General features: G+C 72.4%; 20 protein-coding genes. 8 read left to right on the top strand and 12 right to left on the bottom strand.

The window, feature by feature from the left end; all coding sequences use genetic code 11:
- Nucleotides 1–39: 39 nt before the first annotated feature.
- Complete coding sequence (lgt, locus tag AB0B41_RS25370; protein ID WP_358207479.1) at nt 40–1,014, top strand: prolipoprotein diacylglyceryl transferase; 975 nt, start codon at nt 40–42, stop codon at nt 1,012–1,014.
- Nucleotides 1,011–1,661, top strand: a complete 651-nt coding sequence (locus AB0B41_RS25365) for a DUF2461 domain-containing protein (RefSeq protein WP_358207477.1) — start codon at nt 1,011–1,013, stop codon at nt 1,659–1,661. Before lgt ends, AB0B41_RS25365 begins: the two co-directional genes overlap by 4 nt.
- Before the next feature lie 4 nt (nt 1,662–1,665).
- Here the strand turns inward: AB0B41_RS25365 and AB0B41_RS25360 are convergent, their stop codons facing one another.
- The gene (locus tag AB0B41_RS25360; RefSeq protein ID WP_358207475.1) at nt 1,666–1,995 is read right to left on the bottom strand and encodes a VanZ family protein; all 330 of its coding nucleotides are present in this window, start codon (nt 1,993–1,995) and stop codon (nt 1,666–1,668) included.
- A gap of 53 nt (nt 1,996–2,048) precedes the next feature.
- On the opposite strand from AB0B41_RS25360, the gene pyk reads away from it, so the two are divergent.
- From pyk to AB0B41_RS25340, 4 genes are all read left to right on the top strand, one after another.
- On the top strand, nt 2,049–3,470 hold the full coding sequence (gene pyk, locus AB0B41_RS25355; RefSeq protein WP_037041382.1) for a pyruvate kinase: 1,422 nt from the start codon (nt 2,049–2,051) through the stop codon (nt 3,468–3,470).
- Nucleotides 3,471–3,522: 52 nt separating this feature from the next.
- A complete protein-coding gene (locus AB0B41_RS25350; protein ID WP_358207501.1) occupies nt 3,523–4,398 on the top strand; it encodes an acyl-CoA thioesterase II in 876 nt (291 codons plus the stop codon).
- A gap of 97 nt (nt 4,399–4,495) precedes the next feature.
- Entirely contained in the window at nt 4,496–5,821 is a 1,326-nt protein-coding gene (locus AB0B41_RS25345) for an O-acetylhomoserine aminocarboxypropyltransferase/cysteine synthase family protein (RefSeq protein WP_358207473.1), read from the top strand.
- Complete coding sequence (locus tag AB0B41_RS25340) at nt 5,818–6,306, top strand: CoA-binding protein (RefSeq protein WP_358207470.1); 489 nt, start codon at nt 5,818–5,820, stop codon at nt 6,304–6,306. The genes AB0B41_RS25345 and AB0B41_RS25340 overlap by 4 nt, the downstream gene beginning before the upstream one ends.
- Nucleotides 6,307–6,384: 78 nt before the next feature.
- Here AB0B41_RS25340 and AB0B41_RS25335 read toward each other — a convergent pair whose 3' ends face one another.
- The 6 genes from AB0B41_RS25335 to AB0B41_RS25310 all read right to left on the bottom strand — a co-directional run bounded on the left by AB0B41_RS25335 (nt 6,385) and on the right by AB0B41_RS25310 (nt 11,550).
- A complete protein-coding gene (locus tag AB0B41_RS25335; protein ID WP_358207468.1) occupies nt 6,385–7,431 on the bottom strand; it encodes a glycine betaine ABC transporter substrate-binding protein in 1,047 nt (348 codons plus the stop codon).
- A 24-nt stretch (nt 7,432–7,455) separates the two neighbouring features.
- Nucleotides 7,456–8,115 (bottom strand): ABC transporter permease, encoded by a 660-nt coding sequence (locus AB0B41_RS25330; RefSeq protein ID WP_358207466.1) that lies wholly within the window; start codon nt 8,113–8,115, stop codon nt 7,456–7,458.
- Nucleotides 8,116–8,832: an ABC transporter permease gene (locus tag AB0B41_RS25325; protein ID WP_358207463.1), complete on the bottom strand. Its 717-nt coding sequence runs from the start codon at nt 8,830–8,832 to the stop codon at nt 8,116–8,118.
- Complete coding sequence (locus AB0B41_RS25320) at nt 8,829–9,845, bottom strand: ABC transporter ATP-binding protein (protein ID WP_358207461.1); 1,017 nt, start codon at nt 9,843–9,845, stop codon at nt 8,829–8,831. The genes AB0B41_RS25325 and AB0B41_RS25320 overlap by 4 nt, the downstream gene beginning before the upstream one ends.
- 222 nt (nt 9,846–10,067) lie before the next feature.
- Entirely contained in the window at nt 10,068–10,397 is a 330-nt protein-coding gene (locus AB0B41_RS25315; RefSeq protein WP_358207460.1) for a hypothetical protein, read from the bottom strand.
- A 10-nt stretch (nt 10,398–10,407) separates the two neighbouring features.
- Complete coding sequence (locus tag AB0B41_RS25310; protein ID WP_358207457.1) at nt 10,408–11,550, bottom strand: DUF418 domain-containing protein; 1,143 nt, start codon at nt 11,548–11,550, stop codon at nt 10,408–10,410.
- Between the two features lie 163 nt (nt 11,551–11,713).
- Here AB0B41_RS25310 and AB0B41_RS25305 point away from each other — a divergent pair, with 163 nt between their 5' ends.
- Entirely contained in the window at nt 11,714–12,697 is a 984-nt protein-coding gene (locus AB0B41_RS25305; RefSeq protein ID WP_358207455.1) for a malate dehydrogenase, read from the top strand.
- A gap of 74 nt (nt 12,698–12,771) precedes the next feature.
- On the opposite strand, the gene treZ is transcribed toward AB0B41_RS25305, so the two are convergent.
- From treZ to AB0B41_RS25280, 5 genes are all read right to left on the bottom strand, one after another.
- Nucleotides 12,772–14,514, bottom strand: a complete 1,743-nt coding sequence (gene treZ / locus AB0B41_RS25300; protein WP_358207453.1) for a malto-oligosyltrehalose trehalohydrolase — start codon at nt 14,512–14,514, stop codon at nt 12,772–12,774.
- A gap of 368 nt (nt 14,515–14,882) precedes the next feature.
- Nucleotides 14,883–15,350, bottom strand: coding sequence for a MarR family transcriptional regulator (locus AB0B41_RS25295; RefSeq protein ID WP_358207451.1), 468 nt, complete (start codon nt 15,348–15,350; stop codon nt 14,883–14,885).
- A gap of 202 nt (nt 15,351–15,552) precedes the next feature.
- Entirely contained in the window at nt 15,553–17,907 is a 2,355-nt protein-coding gene (gene treY, locus AB0B41_RS25290) for a malto-oligosyltrehalose synthase (protein ID WP_358207448.1), read from the bottom strand.
- Nucleotides 17,907–20,057 carry a glycogen debranching protein GlgX gene (gene glgX, locus AB0B41_RS25285; RefSeq protein WP_358207446.1) on the bottom strand — a complete coding sequence of 717 codons (2,151 nt, stop codon included), beginning with the start codon at nt 20,055–20,057 and terminating at the stop codon, nt 17,907–17,909. The genes treY and glgX overlap by 1 nt, the downstream gene beginning before the upstream one ends.
- An 89-nt stretch (nt 20,058–20,146) precedes the next feature.
- The gene (locus tag AB0B41_RS25280) at nt 20,147–20,614 is read right to left on the bottom strand and encodes a PPOX class F420-dependent oxidoreductase (protein ID WP_358207444.1); all 468 of its coding nucleotides are present in this window, start codon (nt 20,612–20,614) and stop codon (nt 20,147–20,149) included.
- Between the two features lie 70 nt (nt 20,615–20,684).
- On the opposite strand from AB0B41_RS25280, the gene AB0B41_RS25275 reads away from it, so the two are divergent.
- Nucleotides 20,685–21,122, top strand: coding sequence for an HIT family protein (locus AB0B41_RS25275; protein WP_358207441.1), 438 nt, complete (start codon nt 20,685–20,687; stop codon nt 21,120–21,122).

Genomic DNA, 21,122 nt, shown 5'->3' with positions numbered 1-21,122 from the left:
GGGGCCCGGTCGTCCCGGCGCCCGCGCTACGGTGGCGGCGTGAGCGCCCTCGCGAGCAGCACCGTGCTGGCCTACCTCCCCAGCCCGGACCGCGGCGTCTGGCATCTCGGGCCGATCCCGATCCGGGCGTACGCGCTCTGCATCATCGCCGGGATCGTCGTCGCGATCTGGTGGGGCGAGAAGCGGTTCGTGGCGCGCGGCGGTCCGGCCGGCACGGTCGTCGACGTCGCGGTGTGGGCCGTGCCGTTCGGCCTGGTCGGCGGGCGGCTCTACCACGTCGCCACCGACTGGCGGACCTACTTCGGCCCCGGCGGCGACCCGGTGAACGCGCTCAAGATCTGGGAGGGCGGCCTCGGGATCTGGGGGGCGATCGCGCTCGGCGCGGTCGGGGCCTGGATCGGCTGCCGGCGCCGCGGGATCCCGCTGCCCTTCTTCGCCGACGCGGTGGCGCCCGGCATCGTCGTCGCGCAGGCGATCGGCCGGCTGGGCAACTACTTCAACCAGGAGCTCTACGGCGCCCCGACGACGTTGCCCTGGGGCCTGGAGATCTACGAGCGGGTCGACCCGGCGACCGGCGCGTCGGACCCGCTGGGCGGCGTGGCCGTCGACACCGCGAACCCGATCGCGATCGTGCAGCCCACGTTCCTGTACGAGCTGATCTGGAACCTCGCCGTCGCCGCGGTGATCGTGTGGGCGGACCGGCGCTTCCGGCTCGGCCACGGCCGCGTCTTCGCGCTGTACGTCGCCGGCTACACGCTCGGCCGGTTCTTCATCGAGCTCATGCGCACCGACCCGGCCACGCGCGTGTTCGGCGACATCCGGATCAACGTCGTCGTCTCGGCGCTGGTGTTCGTCCTGGCGGTGCTCTACGTCGCGCTGGTGCGCAAGCCCCGCGAGGTGCTGCCGCCCGAGATCGCGAACCCCGACGGGGCGCGCGCCGAGGAGACCGACGACCCGGCCGGGTCCGCCGACGCGGACGTCCCGGAGGGCCGGGCGGGCGACCGGACGCCGTGACCACGTCGGCGACGCGCTTCGACGGCTTCGGCGACGGCGCCGTCGAGTTCTACGACGGCCTGCTAGCGGACAACAGCAAGGCGTACTGGACCGACCAGCGCGAGGTCTACGAGGCGCACGTCCGGGCGCCGATGTCGGCGCTGCTCGCCGAGCTGGAGGAGGAGTTCGGGCCGGGCAAGATCTTCCGCCCGTACCGGGACGTCCGGTTCGCGAAGGACAAGTCGCCGTACAAGACCCACTGCGGCGGCTTCGCCCCGCCGTACTACGTCCAGGTCGGCCCCGACGGACTGCTCGCCGCGGCCGGGTACTACGGCATGGCGCCGGACCAGGTCGCGCGCTACCGCACGGCCGTCGACGACGAGCGCCGCGGCGAGGCGCTGCGCGGCATCCTGCGGGCCGCGGAGAAGGCCGGGCTGACCGTCGGCGGGGAGCAGCTGCGCACCCGGCCGAAGGGCACCGACCCGGACCACCCGCGGCTCGACCTGTTGCGGCACAAGGGATTAATGGTCGCCCGCCGTTGGCCGCCGGACGACGCGCTGCACGAGCGGACCTGCCTCGACCGCGTCCGCCGCACGTGGCGGGCCGCCCGCCCGCTCGCGGAATGGCTCGCCGACCACGTCGGCCCGAGCGAGCAGCCCCGCCGCTGAGGGGCTACCGGCGCGCCCGCTGCAGCAGCAGCTCGTGCAGGGCGATCCCGATCGACACGCCGACGCAGTCGACGACCGCGTCGAGCACCTCGGGGCTGCGCCCGATTGGCAGCAGACCCTGCAGGACCTCGGAGACCCCGGCGTACCCGGCGAGCCCGAGGACCAGTGGGAGCGGCGGGACGCCCGCCCACCGACCGGTGAGACCCAGCAGGGCGAACACACCCAGATGGACGAGCTTGTCGACGCCGGGTGGGGCAGTGGGCACCCCGGAGGCCGGGAGGAACAGCACCAGCAGGCTGACCAGCACCGCAAGGGCGAAACTCAGCCGTCGCACTGTTCGACTTCCTCCTACCTGATCGTTAAAGAGAGCGCGCTACTCTTGACCTCGTGACCCGTCGCACCAAGATCGTCTGCACCATCGGGCCGGCCACCGCCACACCCGACCGTATCCGGGAGCTGGTCGCTGCCGGCATGGACGTCGCCCGGCTCAACTTCAGCCACGGCACGCGGGACGACCACAAGCGCGTGTACCAGATGGTGCGCGACGCGGCCGACGCCGAGGGCCGCGCCGTCGGCATCCTCGCGGACCTGCAGGGGCCGAAGATCCGGCTCGGCACCTTCACCGACGGCCCGACAGAGTGGCAGACCGGCGAGGAGGTGCGGATCACGGTCCAGGACTGCGCCGGCACCCACGACCGCGTCTCCACCACGTACAAGGGCCTGGCCCGGGACGCCCGCGCGGGCGACCGGCTGCTGGTCGACGACGGCAAGGTCGGCCTGCGCGTGGTCGAGGTCGAGGGCGACGACGTGGTCTGCCGGGTCACCGAGGGCGGCCCGGTGTCCAACAATAAGGGCATCTCGCTGCCCGGCATGAACGTCTCGGTCCCGGCCCTCAGCGAGAAGGACATCGCGGACCTGGAGTTCGCGCTCAAGCTGTCCGTCGACGTGATCGCCCTGAGCTTCGTGCGCAGCCCGGCGGACATCGACGGGGTGCACCGGATCATGGAGAAGGTCGGGGTCAAGCTCCCGGTCGTCGCCAAGCTGGAGAAGCCGGAGGCCGTCGACAACCTCGAGGCCATCGTGCTGGCGTTCGACGGCGTGATGGTCGCCCGCGGCGACCTGGGCGTGGAGCTGCCGCTGGAGAACGTGCCGCTGGTGCAGAAGCGCGCGATCCAGATCGCCCGCGAGAACGCCAAGCCGGTCATCGTGGCCACGCAGATGCTGGACTCGATGATCACGAACTCGCGGCCGACCCGCGCCGAGGCCTCCGACGTGGCCAACGCGGTGCTCGACGGGGCGGACGCGCTGATGCTGTCCGGCGAGACCGGCGTCGGGCGCTACCCGATCAAGACGGTCCGCACGATGAGCACGATCATCGAGGCCGTCGAGGCGGGCCCGGCGAACGTGCCGCCGCTGAACCACGTGCCGCGCACCAAGCGGGGCGTGCTCTCCTACGCCGCCCGGGACATCGGTGAGCGCCTCTCCGCCCGCGCCCTGGTCGCCTTCTCCCAGTCCGGCGACACCGTGCGCCGGCTCGCCCGGCTGCACACCCGGCTGCCCCTGCTGGCCTTCACCCCGGCCCCCGAGGTGCGCAGCCAGCTGGCGATGACCTGGGGCGTCGAGACGTTCCTGGTCGAGGCCGTCGACTCCACGGACGCAATGGTCCGCCAGGTCGACCACGCCATGCTCTCCATCGGCCGGTTCCAGCCGGGCGACCTCGTCGTGATCGTCGCGGGCTCGCCGCCCTCGACCGTCGGCTCGACCAACCTCATCCGCGTCCACCGGCTGGGCGAGGAGGACCACGCCTGAGGCCCGGGTGCGGGAGGATCGCGGCGTGACCGAACCTCCTGCCTCCGGGATCATGCTGGACGTCGACGGTGTGCCGCGCGGGCAGGGCGTCCTCGACGAGCTGATGCGGCTGCTCGAGCTGGAGCAGATCGAGGTGGACCTGTTCCGCGGCACCAGCCCGGCGACCTCGCCCGTCCGCGTGTTCGGCGGGCAGGTCGCGGCGCAGGCGCTGGTCGCCGCGGGGCGCACGGTCGAGCCGGACCGCGGCGTGCACTCGTTGCACGCCTACTTCATCCGGGGCGGCGATCCGAGCCGGCCGATCGTGTTCCGCACCGAGCGGATCCGCGACGGCCGCTCGTTCAGCACCCGCCGGGTGCTCGCGATCCAGGGCGGCGAGGCGATCTTCGCGCTGTCGGCGTCGTTCCAGCTCGTGCAGGAGGGGCTGGAGCACTCGGTGCCGATGAGCGACGGGGTGCCGACCCCGGACGAGCTCCCCAGCATCGGCGACCGCGTGGTGTCCGGCGCCGGCGCGGCCTGGATCGAGCGGGTGCCGCGCTCGCTGGACATCCGGTTCGTCGACGAGCCGGTGTGGACCGAGGACCGGGTGGCCACGGACGACCCGCTGCGCGCCTGGATGAAGGCCGACGGCCGGCTGCCCGACGACCCGCTGCGGCACGTCTGCCTGCTCACCTACATCTCCGACCTCACCCTGCTCGGCTCGGTGGTGGGCCGCCACGACCTGACGAGCACGTCCGTGCAGATGGCGAGCCTCGACCACGCCATGTGGTTCCACCAGCCCTTCCGCGCGGACGACTGGCTGCTCTACGAGTGCTGGAGCCCCGCCGCGTCGGGCGGGCGCGGGCTGGCGCAGGGCCGCTTCTTCACCCGCGACGGCCGGCTGGTGGCCAGCACCATGCAGGAGGGCCTGGTCCGCCTGCCCCGCCGGTGACCGGTCAGTCGAGCAGCCGGTGGTCGAGCTCCAGCGAGCCCACCCGGGTAGTCGGCCGGTGGCGACGGCCGGTGAGCCCGCGAGGCAGGATGGGCGCATGAGCGACGACACCGGAGACGGCCGGGAGCGCCGGGATCGCGCCTGGGGCTTCAACACCCGGGCGGTGCACGCCGGGGCGGTGCCGGACTCGGCCGTGGGCGCGCGGGCGGTCCCGATCTACCAGTCGACGAGCTTCGTCTTCGAGGACACCCAGGACGCGGCCAGCCTCTTCGCGCTGCAGAAGTACGGGCTGATCTACAGCCGGATCGGCAACCCGACGGTCTCGGTGCTGGAGGAGCGGATCGCGAGCCTCGACGGCGGCATCGGCGCGGTGGCCACCGCCAGCGGGCAGGCCGCGGAGTTCCTCACCTTCGCCTGCCTGGCCGGGGCGGGGGACCACGGCGTCGCCGCGTCGGGCCTGTACGGCGGCACGATCACCCAGCTCGACGTCACGCTGCGCCGGTTCGGCGTGGACACCACGTTCGTCCCGGGCGGCGACCCGGCGGACTACGCCGCGGCGATCACGGAGAAGACCAAGTTCGTGTTCACCGAGGTCGTCTCCAACCCCGGTGGCGAGGTGGCGGACCTGGCCGGGCTGGCCGACGTCGCGCACGCGGCGGGCGTGCCGCTGATCGTCGACGCCACGCTGGCCACGCCGTACCTCTGCCGGCCGATCGAGCACGGCGCGGACATCGTGATCCACTCCGCGACCAAGTTCCTGGGCGGGCACGGCACCACGCTCGGCGGCGTCGTCGTCGAGTCCGGGCGGTTCGACTGGGGCAACGGCCGGTTCCCGTCGATGACCGAGCCGGTCCCCAGCTACGGCGGACTCACCTGGTGGGGCAACTTCCAGGAGCTCGGCTTCCTCACCAAGCTCCGCGCCGAGCAGCTGCGGGACGTCGGGCCGACCCTGGCCCCGCACTCGGCGTTCCTGCTGCTCCAGGGCGTGGAGACGCTGCCCTTCCGGATGCAGGCGCACGTCGCGAACGCGCAGCGCGTCGCGGAGTGGCTGCACGCCGACCCGCGCGTGGAGTACGTGCGGTACGCGGGGCTGCCCGACCACCCGCACCACGAGCGGGCGCGCCGGTACCTGCCCGAGGGCCCGGGCGCGGTGTTCAGCTTCGGCGTGCAGGGCGGCCGCGCGGCCGGGGCGCGGTTCATCGAGTCCGTGCGGCTGTGCAGCCACCTGGCCAACGTCGGCGACGCCCGCACCCTCGTCCTGCACCCGGGCTCCACCACCCACCAGCAGCTGACCGCCGGGCAGCTCGAGGCGGCCGGGGTGCCCGAGGACCTGATCCGGATCAGCGTCGGGCTCGAGGACGCGGACGACATCATCTGGGACCTCGACCAGGCGCTGGCCGAGGCCGCGAAGGAGAGCGCATGAGCTGGCAGAACCCGTCGGCGCTGGAGCGGCAGCGGATGCTGCGCGACACCCGCACGGTCGCGATGGTGGGCGCCTCGCCCAACCCCGCGCGGGCGTCGAACTTCGTGGCGACGTACCTGCTGTCGAGCACGGACTACGAGGTCTGGTTCGTGAATCCGAACGCCACCGAGATCCTCGGCCGCCCCGTGTACCCGTCGCTGGCGGACTGCCCGGGCGTGCCCGACCTCGTCGACACCTTCCGCCGCCCGCAGGACCTGCCCGCCGTGCTCGACGAGGTGCTGGCGCTCGGCTCGGACGCGCAGGGCGTGCGGACCTGGTGGCTCCAGTTCGGGCTGTGGGACGAGGACCTGGCGGCCAAGGCCGAGGACGCGGGCCTGACCGTCGTGATGGACCGGTGCCTGAAGGTGGAGCACGCCCGGTTCGCCGGCGGCCTGCACCTGGCCGGCTTCGACACCGGGGTGATCAGCGCCCGGCGCCGGGACTGACCCCGCGACCGGCCACTCGACCGGCCTCTGGACCGACCCCGGACGGGCGCCCCGGACCGACCCGGGGCGCCAGTCCGGTCAGGTGGTGACCTTGTTCTGGGTCAGGAAGGCCTTGGCGACCTCGGCGGGGTCGCCGCCGTTGATCTGGACCTGCTGGTTGAGCGCCTGCATGACCTTCGTGGTGAGCAGGCTCGACACGCAGTCGAGGGTCTGCTGGAACTCCGGGCCCTGCGCGTCGGCCACGGACTGCTTCACCACCGGCGCCACGTACTGGAAGCCGAAGATGTGCTTCGGGTCCTCGAGCGGGGTGTAGCTGCCGGTGGCCAGCTGGCCGTCGGTGGAGAAGGCGTCGGCCGCGTTCGCCTGGCCCTGGTCGAGGACCTGGTAGACGAGGCCGGGGTCGACCCCGGTGAACTTGATGCCGGTCAGCCCGTACTCGTTCTTCATGCCGACCAGGCCGTTCTGCCGGGTCTCGAAGGGCGGCTGGGCGGCCAGGGTGATCCCGTCGCCCGCGTTGCCCACCTTGGCGAGGTCCGGTACCGCGGCGAGCCCGTTCTGCTTGGCGAAGTCCGACTTCACGATGATGACGTCGGTGTCCTCGAACGGCGTCTGCTTGAAGATCGTGGCCTGGCGGTTCTGCGCCTCGAACTCCTTGACCGTGTTGTAGGTGTCCTCGGGCGTGGCGCCGACCGGCTTGTTCGCGATGCTGCTCTCGATCTCGCCCAGGTACTCGGCGTAGGCGTCGATCTGGCCGGCCTGGAAGGCGCGGTCGATGACCTCGGAGCCGCCGATGTTCGGCTGGTAGGTCACGTCGTAGCCGCGGGCCTCGAGGGCCTGGGTGTAGAGCTCGCCGAGGACGAACTGCTCCGAGAAGTTCTTGCTGCCGAACTTGATCGGCGGCTTACCCTGACCGGGGGTCCCCGTCGGGCAGCTGACGTTCTGCGCGGTCACCGGGGTGATGACGTCCTGGCCGGCGGACTGCGCGCCCGCGCTCGGCGCGGCCGACCCGGAGGATCCGGAGGAGCTGCTGCCGCCGCCGCACGCCGCGACGACGAGGGCCAGCGCCGCGACGCCCGCGGCGAGCGCGGCGACCCTGCCGCGCCTGCCGATGTTGCTCTCGGACATGGGGATCCTTCCTGTGGTGGGAACTCAGGTCGCCGTGACGGGGACGATCTTCATCCCGGCCGGGGTGACGGCGCGTTGCACGATCAGCAGCAGTCCGTCGACGGCGAAGGCCAGCAGGACCGCGATCACGGTGTAGGCGAGCAGCTGGTAGACGGGCAGGGTCGGGTTGGTGATCACCGAGCCCAGGGTGTGGGGGTAGCCCGCCGTGCCGGCCAGGTAGGCCGTCGCGATCACGAAGACCGTGCCGGTCCGGATCCCGGCCATGATCAACGGGACGGCGTGCGGCAGCTCGACCTGGGTGAGGATCTGCCAGCCGGTCATGCCCATGCCGCGCGCGGCCTCGACCGTGCCGGGCTCGACCTCGGCGACCCCGACGTAGGTGTTCGTGAGGATGAGCGGCAGCGCGAGGATGACCAGCGCGACCATGATGTTGACGAAGCCCACGCCGTAGAGCCCGATCCCGATGGCGATGATCGCCAGGGTCGGCAGGGCGCGGAGCACGTTGGCCCCGTTCACGGCGAGCAGCGCGAACCGGCGGGTGTGGCCGATCGCCGCGCCGAGCGGCACGGCGACGGCGATCGCGACGGCCACGGAGACCAGTGACAGCACGAGCTGCCCGGCGATGTCGCCCAGGACGCGGGCGGGGTTGTCGGCGACGAACCGCCAGGCGTCGACGAGGATCATCTACGCACCTCCCCGGCGGGCCCGCGCCCACGGCGTGACGACCTTGGTGAGGCCGACGATGAGCGCGTCGGCCACGAGGGCGAGCAGGATCGCCAGCACGCCGGCCGAGATCAGCCCGGAGATGAACGTGTTGCCGATGTAGAACAGGATCGACTGGCCCAGTCCGTAGGGCGCGATGTACGCCGCGAGCGTGGCCAGCGAGATCGTGGTGACCGTGACGACGCGCAGGCCCGCCATCACCGCCGGCAGGGCCAGCGGGAAGGTGATCCGGACGAGGATCTGCCCCGGCGTGAGGCCCATCCCGAGCGCCGCGGCCCGCACCTCGGGCGGCACCGAGCGCAGGCCCGTGACCGTGTTCCGGAACAGCAGCAGCAGCGTGTAGCCGACGAGCGCGATCTCGATGGTGAGCAGGCCGATGCCGGTCACCGGGATCATCAGCAGGAAGAAGCCCAGCACCGGGATCGTGTAGAGGATGGTCGAGAACACGACGGCGGGCGTCTCGAGGCGCGGCAGGCGATAGGCCAGCAGCGCCGCGGGCAGGGCGATGACCAGCCCGATCACGATGGCGATGGCGCTGACGTAGATGTGCTGCACCAGCTCGGTGGCGAACCGGTCCCAGTGGTCGGCGAACCAGTCCCAGCAGAAGGTCTCGTTGGCCTTGCACCCCGAGCTGTTGCCGAAGTCCGGGATGACGGGGCCCTGCGCGGGAAGTCTCACGATCCCGCCGCCTCGCGGATCTCCGCCAGGGTGACCGCGCCGGCGGGCCGGCCCTCCTTCGTCACCTCCAGGACGTCGGCGTTGGCGGACAGCAGCACCGACAGCCCGACGCGCAGGGAGGTGCCCGCGGACACGGACGGCGCACCGGGCGGTGCCTCGCGGCCGGGGTCGGCGAGCTCGCCGACGCTGCGCAGCGAGAGCCGCTTGAGCCCGCGGTCGGCGCCGACGAAGTCCGCGACGAAGTCGTCGACCGGGTCGCCCAGCAGCTCGTCGGCGCTGCCGTACTGGGCGAGCCGCCCGCCGGGCCGAAGCACGGCGATCTTGTCGCCCATCTTGATGGCCTCGTCGATGTCGTGGGTCACGAAGATGACCGTCTTGCGGATCTCGTTCTCCAATGACAGGAACTCGTCCTGGATCTCGGCCCGCGTGATCGGGTCCAGCGCGCCGAAGGGCTCGTCCATGAGCATCACCGGCGGGTCCGCGGCCAGCGCGCGGGCCAGGCCGATGCGCTGCTGCTGCCCACCGGACAGCTGCGCCGGGTAGCGCTTCGCGTAGCTGCGGTCGAGGCGGACCAGGTCGAGCAGGCGGTCCGTGCGCTCCGCGATGCGCTGCTTGTCCCAGCCCAGCAGCCGCGGGATCGTGCCGATGTTCGCGCCGATCGTCATGTGCGGGAACAGCCCGACCTGCTGGATGACGTAGCCGATGTCGCGGCGCAGCGTGGTCACGTCGTAGCTCAGCACGCTGCGGCCGCCGATCAGGATGTCGCCGGAGGTCGGCTCGATCAGCCGGTTGACGAGCTTCATCGCCGTGGTCTTGCCGCCGCCCGACGGCCCGACCAGGCAGCACGTCTCACCGGGTGGCACGGTCAGCGACAGGTCGTCGATCGCGGGGGCGTCCTGCTCCCGGTACCGCTTGGTGACGTGGCGGAACTCGATCGCCAGCGCCCCCTGCGAGGCGGCCGGGTCGCCGCCCGTGGCCCCGCTCGAGCCCTCCTGGGTGACCACATCGGCCATCGGTCGAACCTCCCGTGCCCGTCGCCTCGCCGCGTGTGCCGTGCCCGGAAGGCCCAGGTGCTCGCGAATCGGCGCCTATCGGTACGCGCGTCGGAATGCGCAACGCACACTAGCCACGACCGGGCGAACGGGTGCGGCGTGAAACGGGATCGTGATCTGGCGCCGGATCCGTCCGGAAAGTCCGGGAAGGACGGTGGCTCCGCAGATGAGCGGACCGCCCGATCAGTGGAACAGCAGGCGGTCCAGGATCAGGGTGACCGCCCGCAGCACCCAGAAGGCCGGCGCGGCGAGGAGGAAGAGCTTCCAGAGCTCGGGCCAGCCCCGCTGACGGGCCGCGTACCAGGTGGGCCACGCGGCGAGCACCGCGGCGATGAGGATCCAGCCGACCTGGATCAGCAGGCCCGTGCTTCCGCCGCTTCCGCCGAACACGACCTGCAGGGCGAAGGCGACCACGCCCCAGCCGAGCGCACCGAAGAGGGCCCGGTGGTAGGGGACGTCGGCCGCCGGGGCCGGCTCGCTCGCCTGCTTCGCCCTGCTGTCCCGCTTCGCCACGCCACCGACCCTATCCGGCCTGGTCAGCGCCCGGACCCCGAGGTCGGCCGTAGGTGAGCCGGCGCAGCAGGACCTCGGCGGGTCCGCGACGGCCCGCCCGGTCCAGCAGGGTCGCGGCCAGCACGGACGCCACCCAGGTCGCGACGGCGAGCAGCGCCGCGCCCGGCACGCCGATCCACGCGCCCCACCCCAGGCTCCACGCCGGCAGCAGCGCGCAGAACACCACGGACTGGGCGAGGTAGAAGGTCAGCGACCGGCGACCCGTCGCGACCAGGGCCCGCCCGACGGGACCGACGGCGCGGGTGGCGAGCAGGCCGAACAGGGCGGCGTACCCGACGCCGCCGGCGAGCCCGCCGACCGCGTGCAGCAGGCCGAACAGGGCCGACAGCCCCACCGACGGCTGCCACCAGCCCGCCGCGGCCGCCGCGAGCGGGAGCCCGGCGACCACCGCGACGGTCAGCCCGCCCACGGCCGCCCGGACGAGCGTGCGGCGGTGCCGGTCCGGCTCGTCGAGCAGCCCACGGCGCGCGGCCAGGGCACCGACGGCCAGCATCCCGGCGGTGAACAGGGCCGCGGACAGCGTGCCGCCCAGCCACTCGCCGACGTGCAGGCCCAGGGCGGTGCCCACGTCGGGCGCGGCGACCGAGGGCAGCGTGAGCGCGCCCGTCCGCAGCCCGGTGCCCGCGCCGAGCAGGACCGTGATCGCCACCCCGACGGCGGCGATCGTCCGCAGCGTGACCTCGGTGCCGCGGACGAGGAACCCGGCCAGCAGGACCAGCAGCAGCCCGTAGGCGCCGACGATGTCGCCGGGGAACAGCAGGATCCCGTGCACGGCGCCGATGACGATCATCCACGCGCCCCGGCGGCGCAGCAGCCGGACGGCCGCGCCCGTGTCGTCCCGCCGGCGGGCGAGCTGGACCGCCCCGTACCCGACGAGCAGGGCGAACAACGGATAGGCGCGCCCGTCGACCAGCAGCATCTGCAGGAAGGTGATCACCCCGCCCACGGGCCCCGGCTCGTCCGGGTACCCGCGGACCCCGGGCGCGGCCAGCAGGAACAGGTGCACGTTGGCCAGCGCGATCAGCAGCAGCATCGCGCCCCGGGCGAGGTCGGGGGCGACCGCCCGGGCGGACAGCGGCAGGGGAGCGGTCACGTCCGGATCATCCCGTGCCGTCCGGTCCCCGGGCCACCGGGGCGTACCGGCGGCGCGGTCCGGGGTGGGCGGCGGCGCGCGGGTCGGACGTCACACCGAAGGTGCCGCCACCAGGGTGATCCCCGTCGCGGCGCACCCGCGGAGGGAGGGCTAGCCTCACGGCGTGTCCACTCCTGTCACCGTCACTGTCACCGGAGCCGCTGGCCAGATCGGTTACGCGCTGCTCTTCCGGATCGCCTCCGGGCAGCTCCTGGGGTCCGACACCCCGGTGAAGCTGAACCTGCTGGAGATCCCGCAGGCCGTCAAGGCCGCCGAGGGCACCGCGATGGAGCTGAGCGACGGCGCCTTCCCGCTGCTGGCCGGCGTCGACATCTTCGACGACGCCACCAAGGCCTTCGACGGGACGAACGTCGCCCTGCTCGTCGGCGCCCGCCCGCGCACGAAGGGCATGGAGCGCGGCGACCTGCTCGAGGCCAACGGCGGGATCTTCGCCCCGCAGGGCAAGGCCATCAACGCCGGCGCGGCCGACGACATCAAGGTCCTGGTCGTGGGCAACCCGGCCAACACCAACGCCCTCATCGCGCAGAGCGCCGCGCCGGACGTCCCGGCCGAGCGGTTCACCGCGATGACCCGCCTCGACCACAACCGCGCCCTCGCGCAGCTGTCGGGCAAGCTGGGCGTGCCGGTCTCCGAGATCACGAAGATGACGATCTGGGGCAACCACTCCGCCACCCAGTACCCGGACCTCTACCACGCCGAGGTCGGCGGCAAGATCGCCGCCGAGCAGGTGGAGGAGGCCTGGCTGCGGGACGAGTTCATCCCGACCGTGGCCAAGCGCGGCGCGGCGATCATCGAGGCCCGCGGCGCGTCGTCCGCGGCGTCGGCGGCCTCCGCGGCGATCGACCACGTGTACACCTGGGTCAACGGCACCCCCGAGGGCGACTGGACCTCCATGGCCGTCCCGTCCGACGGGTCCTACGGCGTGGCCGAGGGCATCATCTCGTCGTTCCCGGTCACCACGAGGAACGGCACGTACGAGATCGTCCAGGGCCTGGAGATCAACGACTTCTCCCGCGAGAAGATCGACGCCTCCGTGGCCGAGCTGGTCGAGGAGCGCGAGGCCGTCAAGGGCCTCGGCCTCATCTGACCGCCCACCGCCGAACGAACGGCACTTCCGCTCACACCTGGTGAGCGGAGGTGCCGTTCGCGCATGCGGGGGAGCTACTCGGCGAGCACCGCGATCGCGAAGGACTCCCCGGGCAGCGTGATGTCGGACTGCTCGCTGGCCGTGGGCTCGCTGGCCAGCAGAATGCGGGTGATGGTGGCGCCGAGGTCGAGCGCGACCTCCTCCGGGCCGAGGTTGACCAGCACCCGCAGCCGACCCCGGTGGATGACGAGCGTGCGGGCCTCGGGGTGGACATCGACCGCGACCTCGTCGAGCCACGGGTCGGAGAGCTCCGGCCACGCCTTGCGGATGGCGATGAGCTCCTTGTGCATCGCGAGCAGGGTCGCGTGCGGCTCCTGCTCGTGCTCGGTCCAGTCGAGCTTCGAGTCGAGGAAGGTGGACTCGGCGTTGGGGTCGGGGACCTCGACGTCACCCCAGCCGTGCTCGGCGAACTCCGCGGTGCGGCCCGTGCGGACGGCCTCGCGGAGCCCCTCGTCGGGGAAGTAGGAGAAGAACTGCCACGGCGTGCGGGCGCCCCACTCCTCGCCCATGAACAGCATCGGCGTGAACGGCGAGGTGAACAGGATCGCCGCGCCGCAGGCCAGGATGCCCGGGGAGAGCAGCTGGGTGAGCCGGTCGCCGGTGGCCCGGTTGCCGATCTGGTCGTGGTTCTGCAGGTAGGTCACGAACCGGTGCCCCGGGATCCGCGCGGTGTCGACGGGCGCGCCGTGCGTCCGCTTCCGGAAGCTCGACCAGGTGCCCTCGTGGAGGAACCCGCGGGTGAGCACGTGCGCCAGGCCCGCGAGGTCGGCCTCGGCGAAGTCCGAGTAGTAGCCCTGGCCCTCGCCGGTGAGCACGCTGTGCAGGCAGTGGTGGATGTCGTCCGTCCACTGGGCGGTCATGCCGAGCCCGCCGCCCTCGCGCGCGGTGATCATCTTCGGGTCGTTGAGGTCCGACTCCGCGATCAGCGAGAGCGGCCGCCCGACGTGCGCCTCGAGCGCCGCGACCTCGACGGCCAGCTGCTCGAGGACGTGCTGGGCGCGGGTGTCCCGCAGCGCGTGCACGGCGTCGATCCGCAGCCCGTCGACGTGGAAGTCCCGCAGCCACATCAGCGCGTTGTCGATGGCGTACCGGCGCACCTCGTCCGACCACGGGCCGTCGAGGTTGAGCGACGGGCCCCAGATGTTGCTGCCCGCGAAGTACGGCCCGAACCTGTCGAGGTAGGCACCCGACGGGCCGAGGTGGTTGTAGACGACGTCGAGGACCACGCCGAGCCCGCGGGCGTGCGCGGCGTCGACGAACCGCTTGAAGCCGTCCGGGCCACCGTAGTTCTCGGTGACGGCGTACCAGCCGACGCCGTCGTACCCCCAGTTCCGGGGCCCGTCGACGGCGTTGACGGGCAGCACCTCGACCATGTCGATCCCCAGCGCGACCAGGTGGTCGAGCTTCTCGATCGCGGAGTCGAAGGTGCCCTCCTCGGTGAAGGTGCCGATGTGGCACTCGTAGAGCACGCTGCCGGCCAGCGTGCGGCCGGTCCACGCCTGGTCGGTCCACCAGAAGGAGTTCTGGTCGTAGCGGCGCGAGGCCGAGTGGACGCCGTTGGGCTGCCACTGCGAGCGCGGATCGGGCAGGGGCGTCGGATCGTCGTCGACGAGGAAGGCGTAGGCCGAGCCCGGGCCGTTGTCCTCGACGTCGGCGCGCCACCAGCCGCCCGGCTCCCGCCGCATCGCGTAGGTCTCGCCGTCCACCAGGACCCGGACCCTGTCCTTCTCCGGCGCCCACACCGCGTACTCAGCCACGGGGGAATCCTGCCGAATGGGCGGCCGGTGCGCCCGCGGGGGCCACGTGACACGCGGCGCAGGGCCCGGGACGGGGCTCGTGACGGGGGCCGACCGGATGCGGCCGGTTCCCGCCGCCACCGCACGGCGGGACCCGGGGCTCCGGGGTCGGGACCGCCGGCCGGTCGGGGGGCACGGAGTCGGCCGGCGATCCCGGCAACGTGGTTCCGGTGGGATGGGGGGATCGGACCCGGACCTTGTGCGTTGCCTGGTCGAGACTAGGAACGGCACGCCGTGCCGGAATCGGCCGTTCAGCCGCATTTTTCCGCAGATTATCCCGATGCCGAGAAGTACGGCTGCCGAACCAATTGCGCCGGGCCGGCCCGCGATCAGCGGAGGCCGGATTCTTCCAGGTCGGCGGCGATGGCGTGGGTGTCGCGGGCGCGCTCGTCGAGCCGCTGCGACAGGTGCTCGAGAATACGCCCCAGCTCCGCGGTCACGGTGGGGTCGGCCTCGCCGATGCCGGTGGCCACGTCGCGGTCGAAAAGGGCGAACAATCGCGCGGCCAGGTCGTGGCCGCGGTCGGTCAGGACCACGAGCACGCTCCGCCGGTCGCGCGGGTTGGAGCGCCGGACGACGTGCCCGGCCAGCTCGAGGCGGTCCAGCTGGGCGGTCACGGTCGCCGGCGTGACGCCCACGCGGCGCGCGAGCGCCGACGGTGTCCGCGGACCCTCGTGCAGCAGGTGCACCAGGATCGTGGTCTCCGGGACGCCCAGGCCCACGAGCCGGGCCATGGTCTGGCGGTAGGCGTCCGACGCGGCCAGGACGTTCTTCAGTCGTACTGCGATCTCACTCACCGAACTCCTTGTGACTCGTCCTCCCGCTCGGGATGATCTTTACTTCGATCGCCGAGATATCAGGTGGACAACGTAAAGACCGTGTGACGGAGTTCCGGAACGTGAGCTGCATCATGCGCAACGCGATGCAAGGCGCGATACGCGCGGCCCGGCCGACCCCCGTGCGGGGCCGGCCGGGCGGTGCATCAGGACGGGCGGTGAGTCAGGCCGGGCGGACGAGCAGGGCGACGGGGTAGCGGGACAGCAGCGTCGCCAGCCGGGGTGCACTGCCGTCGACCGGGGTGTCCGTGATCATGTCGTGCCAGTCCGCGGCACCGTCGGGCAGCGGGAGCACGGTGTCGCCCCAGCCGCCCTTCGCCTCGAGCCCGACCGGCAGCCGGGTCGCGACGGCGACGAGCTTGGGGCTGCGCGTGAACGCCACCGCGTGCTCGGCCGCGTGGCCCTGTGCCGGCACGGCGCGGTAGCCGTGGAAGAGCTCGGGCCGGTACCGCCGCAGCCGCGCCGCCGAGGTCGTGACCAGCAGCTTCGCCGCGCCCTCGGTGGTGGTGTCGTCGATGCCGGGCAGCCAGCCCTCGTCGAGGCGGGCGAGCAGCCGCTGCCGGGCCGCGAAGTCCACCGGGCGCCGGTTGTCCGGGTCGACCAGGGAGTACTCGAACAGCTCGGTGCCCTGGTAGACGTCCGGCACGCCAGGCCCGGCGAGCTGCAGGATCTTCTGGCCCAGCGAGTTCGACCAGCCGGGCGCGGAGATCCGCTCGACGAACGCGGTGATCTCGGCGACCAGCTCGCCGTCGCCCAGGACCTGCTCGGGCCACGCGGCGATCGCCTCGTCGACCTCGGGCACGGCCTCGACGTGGCTGGTGGCCAGCTTGGCCTCCTTCGAGGCCTTGCCGAGGTAGGCGGCCAGCCGGTCCGCCGGGATCGGCCAGGCGCCCACCACGCTCTGCCAGGCCAGCAGCTCGAGCGAGCGCTCCGGCAGCGGGTGCCGGGCCGACCAGCGGCGCACCCGCTCGACCCACTCGCCGGGGATCTCGGCGAGCACGGCCAGCCGCGCCCGGACGTCCTCGGATCGCTTGGTGTCGTGCGTCGACAGCGTGGTCATGGTGCGCGGCCAGCCCGCCTCACGGGCCGACAGCGCCGCGTGGAAGGCGGCGGGGGAGAGGCCGAACCGGCCCGGGTCGCCGCCGACCTCGTTGAGCGCGACGAGCCGGTTGTACCGGTAGAACGCGGTGTCCTCGACGCCCTTGGCCATGACCATGCCGGAGGTCTGCTGCACGCGGGTGGCGAGCAGGCCCTCCGGGTCGGCGAGCATCGCCGCGTGGACGGCCTCGAGGATCGGGGCGAGGTCCGGCCGGTGCGCCCGGGCCACCGCGACCGCGGTGTCGAGCGCCTCCCGGCCCTCGGGCAGGTAGCTGCGGTAGACCGGGAAGCCGCAGAGGAACTCGGCGACGGCCTCGCGGACGCGGTCCGCGGCCGGGCCCGGCTCCTCCTCGGTCGACGGCGCGGCCTCGGGCACCGGGACGAGCGCGGCGATCCGCCGCACCTCGGCGGCCAGGATCGTGTCGGCGACCTCCCGCCGGCCCTGGTGCTCGACCGCGTGCGAGGAGACCTTGACGCCGGTGTGCTCGGCCGTGAACTGGGTGAGCAGGCCCGCGCCCGAGGGGTCGACGAACACGCCCTGGACGTCCGCGAGCGCCTCGTAGCCCGAGGTCCCGTCGACCGGCCAGGAGACCGGCAGCTCCTCGCCGAGGTGCAGGATCTTCTCCACCAGCAGCCACCGGTCCGGCCCGATCGCCTCGCGCAGCCGGCGCGCGTAGCCGCCGGGGTCGGAGAGCCCGTCCGGGTGGTCGACGCGGAGCCCGATGATCGTGGGCTCCTCCTCCAGCCAGCGCAGGATCTCGCGGTGCGTGTCGGCGAAGACCTCGGGCAGCTCGACGCGTACCGCGGCCAGCGTGGACACGTCGAAGAACCGCCGGTAGGTCAGCTCCGCCGCGCCGCGCTTCCACGACACGAGCCGGTAGTGCTGCCGCTCGTGGACCTCGGCGACCGACCCGTGGTCCGTGCCGGGCGCCAGGGGGAAGGCGTGCTCGTAGTAGCGCAGCTCGCCGTCCTGCACCGCGAGCTCCGACAAGGCCTTGGCCTCGTCGGCGTCGAGGATCGGCAGCAGCAGCGGGCCGGCGGACCAGTCGATGTCGAAGTGCCCGGCCCACCGGGAGCCCTGACCGTGCTTCAGGACGTCCCACCACCACGGGTTGGCCTTCGGCGCCTCGACGCCGACGTGGTTGGGCACCACGTCGAGCAGCATCGTCAGGTTCGCCTCGCGCAGCCGGGCCAGCAGGGCGTGCAGCCCCTCCGGCCCGCCGCGCTCGGCGGAGATCCGGGTCGGGTCGACGACGTCGTACCCGTGGTTGGAACCGGCACCCGACTCGAGCAGCGGCGACGCGTACAGCGTGGCGACCCCGAGCCGCTCCAGGTACTCGACCAGGCCCTGCGCGTCGGCGAAGGTCTGGTCCTTCGAGAACTGCAGCCGGTACGTGGAGGAGGGGATGGGGCGCGCCATCACGCGGTCCGCTGGAAGACGAGGAGGGAGCGGGCGGGCACGGTGTGCGTGGCGCCGGCCCTGGTCATCGGCGGTTCGGCCGCGACCACGCCCGGGGCGGTCGACAGCGTGACCACCTCGCCCGCCGCCGTGTCGACGACGATGGCCCACTCCTTGCCGTACTCCGCCGTCGGCAGGGTCACCTCGATGTCCTCCCAGTGGGCGTTGAACGCCAGCAGGAACGAGTCGTCCGTGACCCGCTCGCCGCGCGGGTCGAGGTCGGAGATGCCCTCGCCGTTGAGGAAGGCGATCACGCACTTGCCGAAGCCGGAGTCCCAGTCGCCCTCGGTCATCTCGGTGCCGTCCGGGGTGAACCAGGCGATGTCGGCCAGCGAGTCCCGGCGGCGCGGCGCGATCGGCCTGCCCTGGAAGAAGCGGCGGCGGCGGAACACCGGGTGCGCGTGCCGCAGCGCCGCGACGCCCGCGGTGAACCCGACGAGCCCGGCGTTCTTGCCGGCCAGCGACCAGTCCACCCAGGCGATGTCGTTGTCCTGGCAGTAGACGTTGTTGTTGCCGCCCTGGGTGCGGCCGAGCTCGTCGCCGTGCAGCAGCATCGGCACGCCCTGGCTCAGCATCAGCGTGGTGATGAAGTTGCGCTGCTGGCGGGCGCGCAGCTCCAGCACCGCCTCGTCGTCCGTGGGGCCCTCGACGCCGCAGTTCCAGGAGCGGTTGTGGCTCTCGCCGTCGTTGCCGCCCTCGCCGTTGGCGTCGTTGTGCTTGTCGTTGTAGGAGACCAGGTCGGCGAGGGTGAACCCGTCGTGCGCGGTGACGAAGTTGATCGACGCGTAGGGCCTGCGGCCGTCCTCCTGGTAGAGGTCGCTCGAGCCGGTCAGGCGCGAGGCGAACTCGCCCAGGGTGCCCGGCTCGCCGCGCCAGAAGTCCCGCACGGTGTCGCGGTACTTGCCGTTCCACTCCGACCACAGCGGCGGGAAGTTACCGACCTGGTACCCGCCGGGACCGACGTCCCACGGCTCCGCGATCAGCTTGACCTGCGAGATCACCGGGTCCTGCTGCACGAGGTCGAAGAACACCGACAGCCGGTCGACGTCGTAGAACTCGCGGGCGAGGGTGGAGGCGAGGTCGAAGCGGAAGCCGTCGACGTGCATCTCCGTGACCCAGTAGCGCAGCGAATCCATGATCAGCTGCAGGGTGTGGGGGTTGCGCACGTTGAGCGAGTTACCCGTGCCCGTGTAGTCCATGTAGTAGCGCGGGTCGTCCTCGACCAGCCGGTAGTAGGCGTGGTTGTCGATGCCGCGCAGGGACAGCGTCGGGCCCATGTCCGAGCCCTCGGCGGTGTGGTTGTAGACGACGTCGAGGATGACCTCGATGCCCGCCTCGTGCAGGTCCCGGACCATCGCCTTGAACTCGTGCACCTGCGAGCCCGGGCGGGACCCGCGCATCGTGTACGCGTGGTGCGGGGCGAGGAAGGCCAAGGTGTTGTAGCCCCAGTAGTTGGAGAGGCCCTTCTCCTGCAGGTGGTGGTCGTTGAGGAACTCGTGCACCGGCATGAGCTCCACCGCCGTGACCCCGAGCCGCTGCAGGTGCTCGATCATCACCGGGTGCGCCAGGCCGGCGTAGGTGCCGCGCAGCTCCTCGGGGATGTCCGGGTGCGCGACCGTGAGCCCGCGGACGTGCGCCTCGTAGATGACGGTCTCGTGGTACGGGATCTTCGGCGGGCGGTCCGAGCCCCAGTCGAAGTACGGGTTGACCACCACGGACTTGGGCACGAACGGCGCCGAGTCCCGGTCGTTGCGCGACAGCGGGTCGCCGAAGTTGTAGCCGAAGACGGCCTCGTCCCACTTGACGGGCCCGTCGATCGCCTTCGCGTACGGGTCGATCAGCAGCTTCTTCGGGTTGCACCGCAGGCCCTGCGCCGGGTCGTACGGCCCGTGCACCCGGTAGCCGTACCGCTGCCCGGGCTCGACGGTCGGCAGGTAGGCGTGCCAGACGAAGCCGTCGACCTCGGTGAGGGGGACCTTCGTCTCCTTGCCCCGCGGGCTGAACAGGCAGAGCTCGACCTTCTCGGCGGCCTCGGAGAACAAGGCGAAGTTCGTCCCGGCCCCGTCGTAGCTCGCACCCAGCGGGTACGGGTTGCCCGGCCACGGACGCATGCGATCCCTACTTCCCGGCGGGTGCCCGCCGACCGTCTCGGTTGTCGTTCGGTGGTGGAGGAACCCGGCAACGCTACCGGGGGCGTGGGTCAGGACTCGGCGAGCCGCGCGGGGAAGCCGCCCGTCGCGACGGGGCTCCACCGGGTGGGTGTGACGCGGATCAACGCCTTGCCCTGGTCCCGCATCGCCTGCCGGTACTCGTCCCAGTCCGGGTGCTCGCCGGAGAGGGCGCGGAAGTAGTCGACCAGCGGCTCGACGGCCTCCGGCAACGTGATCAGCTCGGCGTCCCCGTCGACCTGGACCCACGGGCCGTTGAACTCGTCCGACAGCACGATCACGGAGGCGGTGCCGGTGCGGGCGACGTTGCGCGCCTTGGCCCGCTCCGGGTAGGTCGACACCACGATCCGGCCCTCCGCGTCGACGCCCGCGGTGACCGGGGAACCCTGGACCCCGCCGTCCGACCGGGTGGTGAGCAGGACGACCTTGTGCCGCGGGCGGAGGAACTCGAGGAGCTCCTCGCGCTCGACGGGTGTGTTCGTGGCGATCGTGCGGGGCATGGCGGGAACTCTAGGAGAGCGGACGGACGACCGCCCCCGGTACGGCCGCGGGCCGGTAGGGTCCGCCGTGATGAGCACCGTGTTCACGAAGATCATCGACGGCGAGCTGCCCGGCCGGTTCGTCTGGTCGGACGAGCGCTGCGCCGGGTTCCTGTCGATCAACCCGCTCGGGCCGGGCCACACGCTGGTCGTGCCGCGCGAGGAGGTCGACCACTGGGTCGACGCCGACCCGGACCTGGTCGCGCACCTCACCGGCGTCTCGCACACGATCGCCAAGGCGGTCGAGGCGATCTGGCAGCCGCCGCGCGTCGGCTTCCTGGTGGCCGGGTTCGAGGTCCCGCACCTGCACCTGCACGTGTTCCCGGCGTGGGACATGGCGGCGTTCGACTTCGCCAACGCCGCGAAGTCGGTCGACGACGCCGAGCAGGACGGGATCGCCGAGCGGCTGCGCACCACCCTGCGCGAGGCCGGTCACGGCGACCGCGTGGCCACCACCGGAAAGCTCTAG

The sequence above is a fragment of the Pseudonocardia sp. NPDC049154 genome (assembly GCF_040648315.1).
In the GTDB taxonomy this organism is placed as follows: Bacteria; Actinomycetota; Actinomycetes; order Mycobacteriales; family Pseudonocardiaceae; genus Pseudonocardia.
The sequence above is the reverse complement of the archived record's forward strand: the minus strand, read 5'-3'. Positions and strand labels throughout refer to the sequence as shown.

What these genes read in the sequence shown, in the direction of transcription:
- AB0B41_RS25350 (WP_358207501.1), top strand. Translation starts at nt 3,523, where the DNA reads ATGCTGGACGTCGACGGTGTGCCGCGCGGGCAGGGCGTCCTCGACGAG.
- AB0B41_RS25345 (WP_358207473.1), top strand. Translation starts at nt 4,496, where the DNA reads ATGAGCGACGACACCGGAGACGGCCGGGAGCGCCGGGATCGCGCCTGG.
- AB0B41_RS25320 (WP_358207461.1), bottom strand. Translation starts at nt 9,845, where the DNA reads ATGGCCGATGTGGTCACCCAGGAGGGCTCGAGCGGGGCCACGGGCGGC.
- AB0B41_RS25340 (WP_358207470.1), top strand. Translation starts at nt 5,818, where the DNA reads ATGAGCTGGCAGAACCCGTCGGCGCTGGAGCGGCAGCGGATGCTGCGC.
- AB0B41_RS25330 (WP_358207466.1), bottom strand. Translation starts at nt 8,115, where the DNA reads ATGATCCTCGTCGACGCCTGGCGGTTCGTCGCCGACAACCCCGCCCGC.
- AB0B41_RS25335 (WP_358207468.1), bottom strand. Translation starts at nt 7,431, where the DNA reads ATGTCCGAGAGCAACATCGGCAGGCGCGGCAGGGTCGCCGCGCTCGCC.
- AB0B41_RS25275 (WP_358207441.1), top strand. Translation starts at nt 20,685, where the DNA reads ATGAGCACCGTGTTCACGAAGATCATCGACGGCGAGCTGCCCGGCCGG.
- treY (WP_358207448.1), bottom strand. Translation starts at nt 17,907, where the DNA reads ATGGCGCGCCCCATCCCCTCCTCCACGTACCGGCTGCAGTTCTCGAAG.
- glgX (WP_358207446.1), bottom strand. Translation starts at nt 20,057, where the DNA reads ATGCGTCCGTGGCCGGGCAACCCGTACCCGCTGGGTGCGAGCTACGAC.
- AB0B41_RS25280 (WP_358207444.1), bottom strand. Translation starts at nt 20,614, where the DNA reads ATGCCCCGCACGATCGCCACGAACACACCCGTCGAGCGCGAGGAGCTC.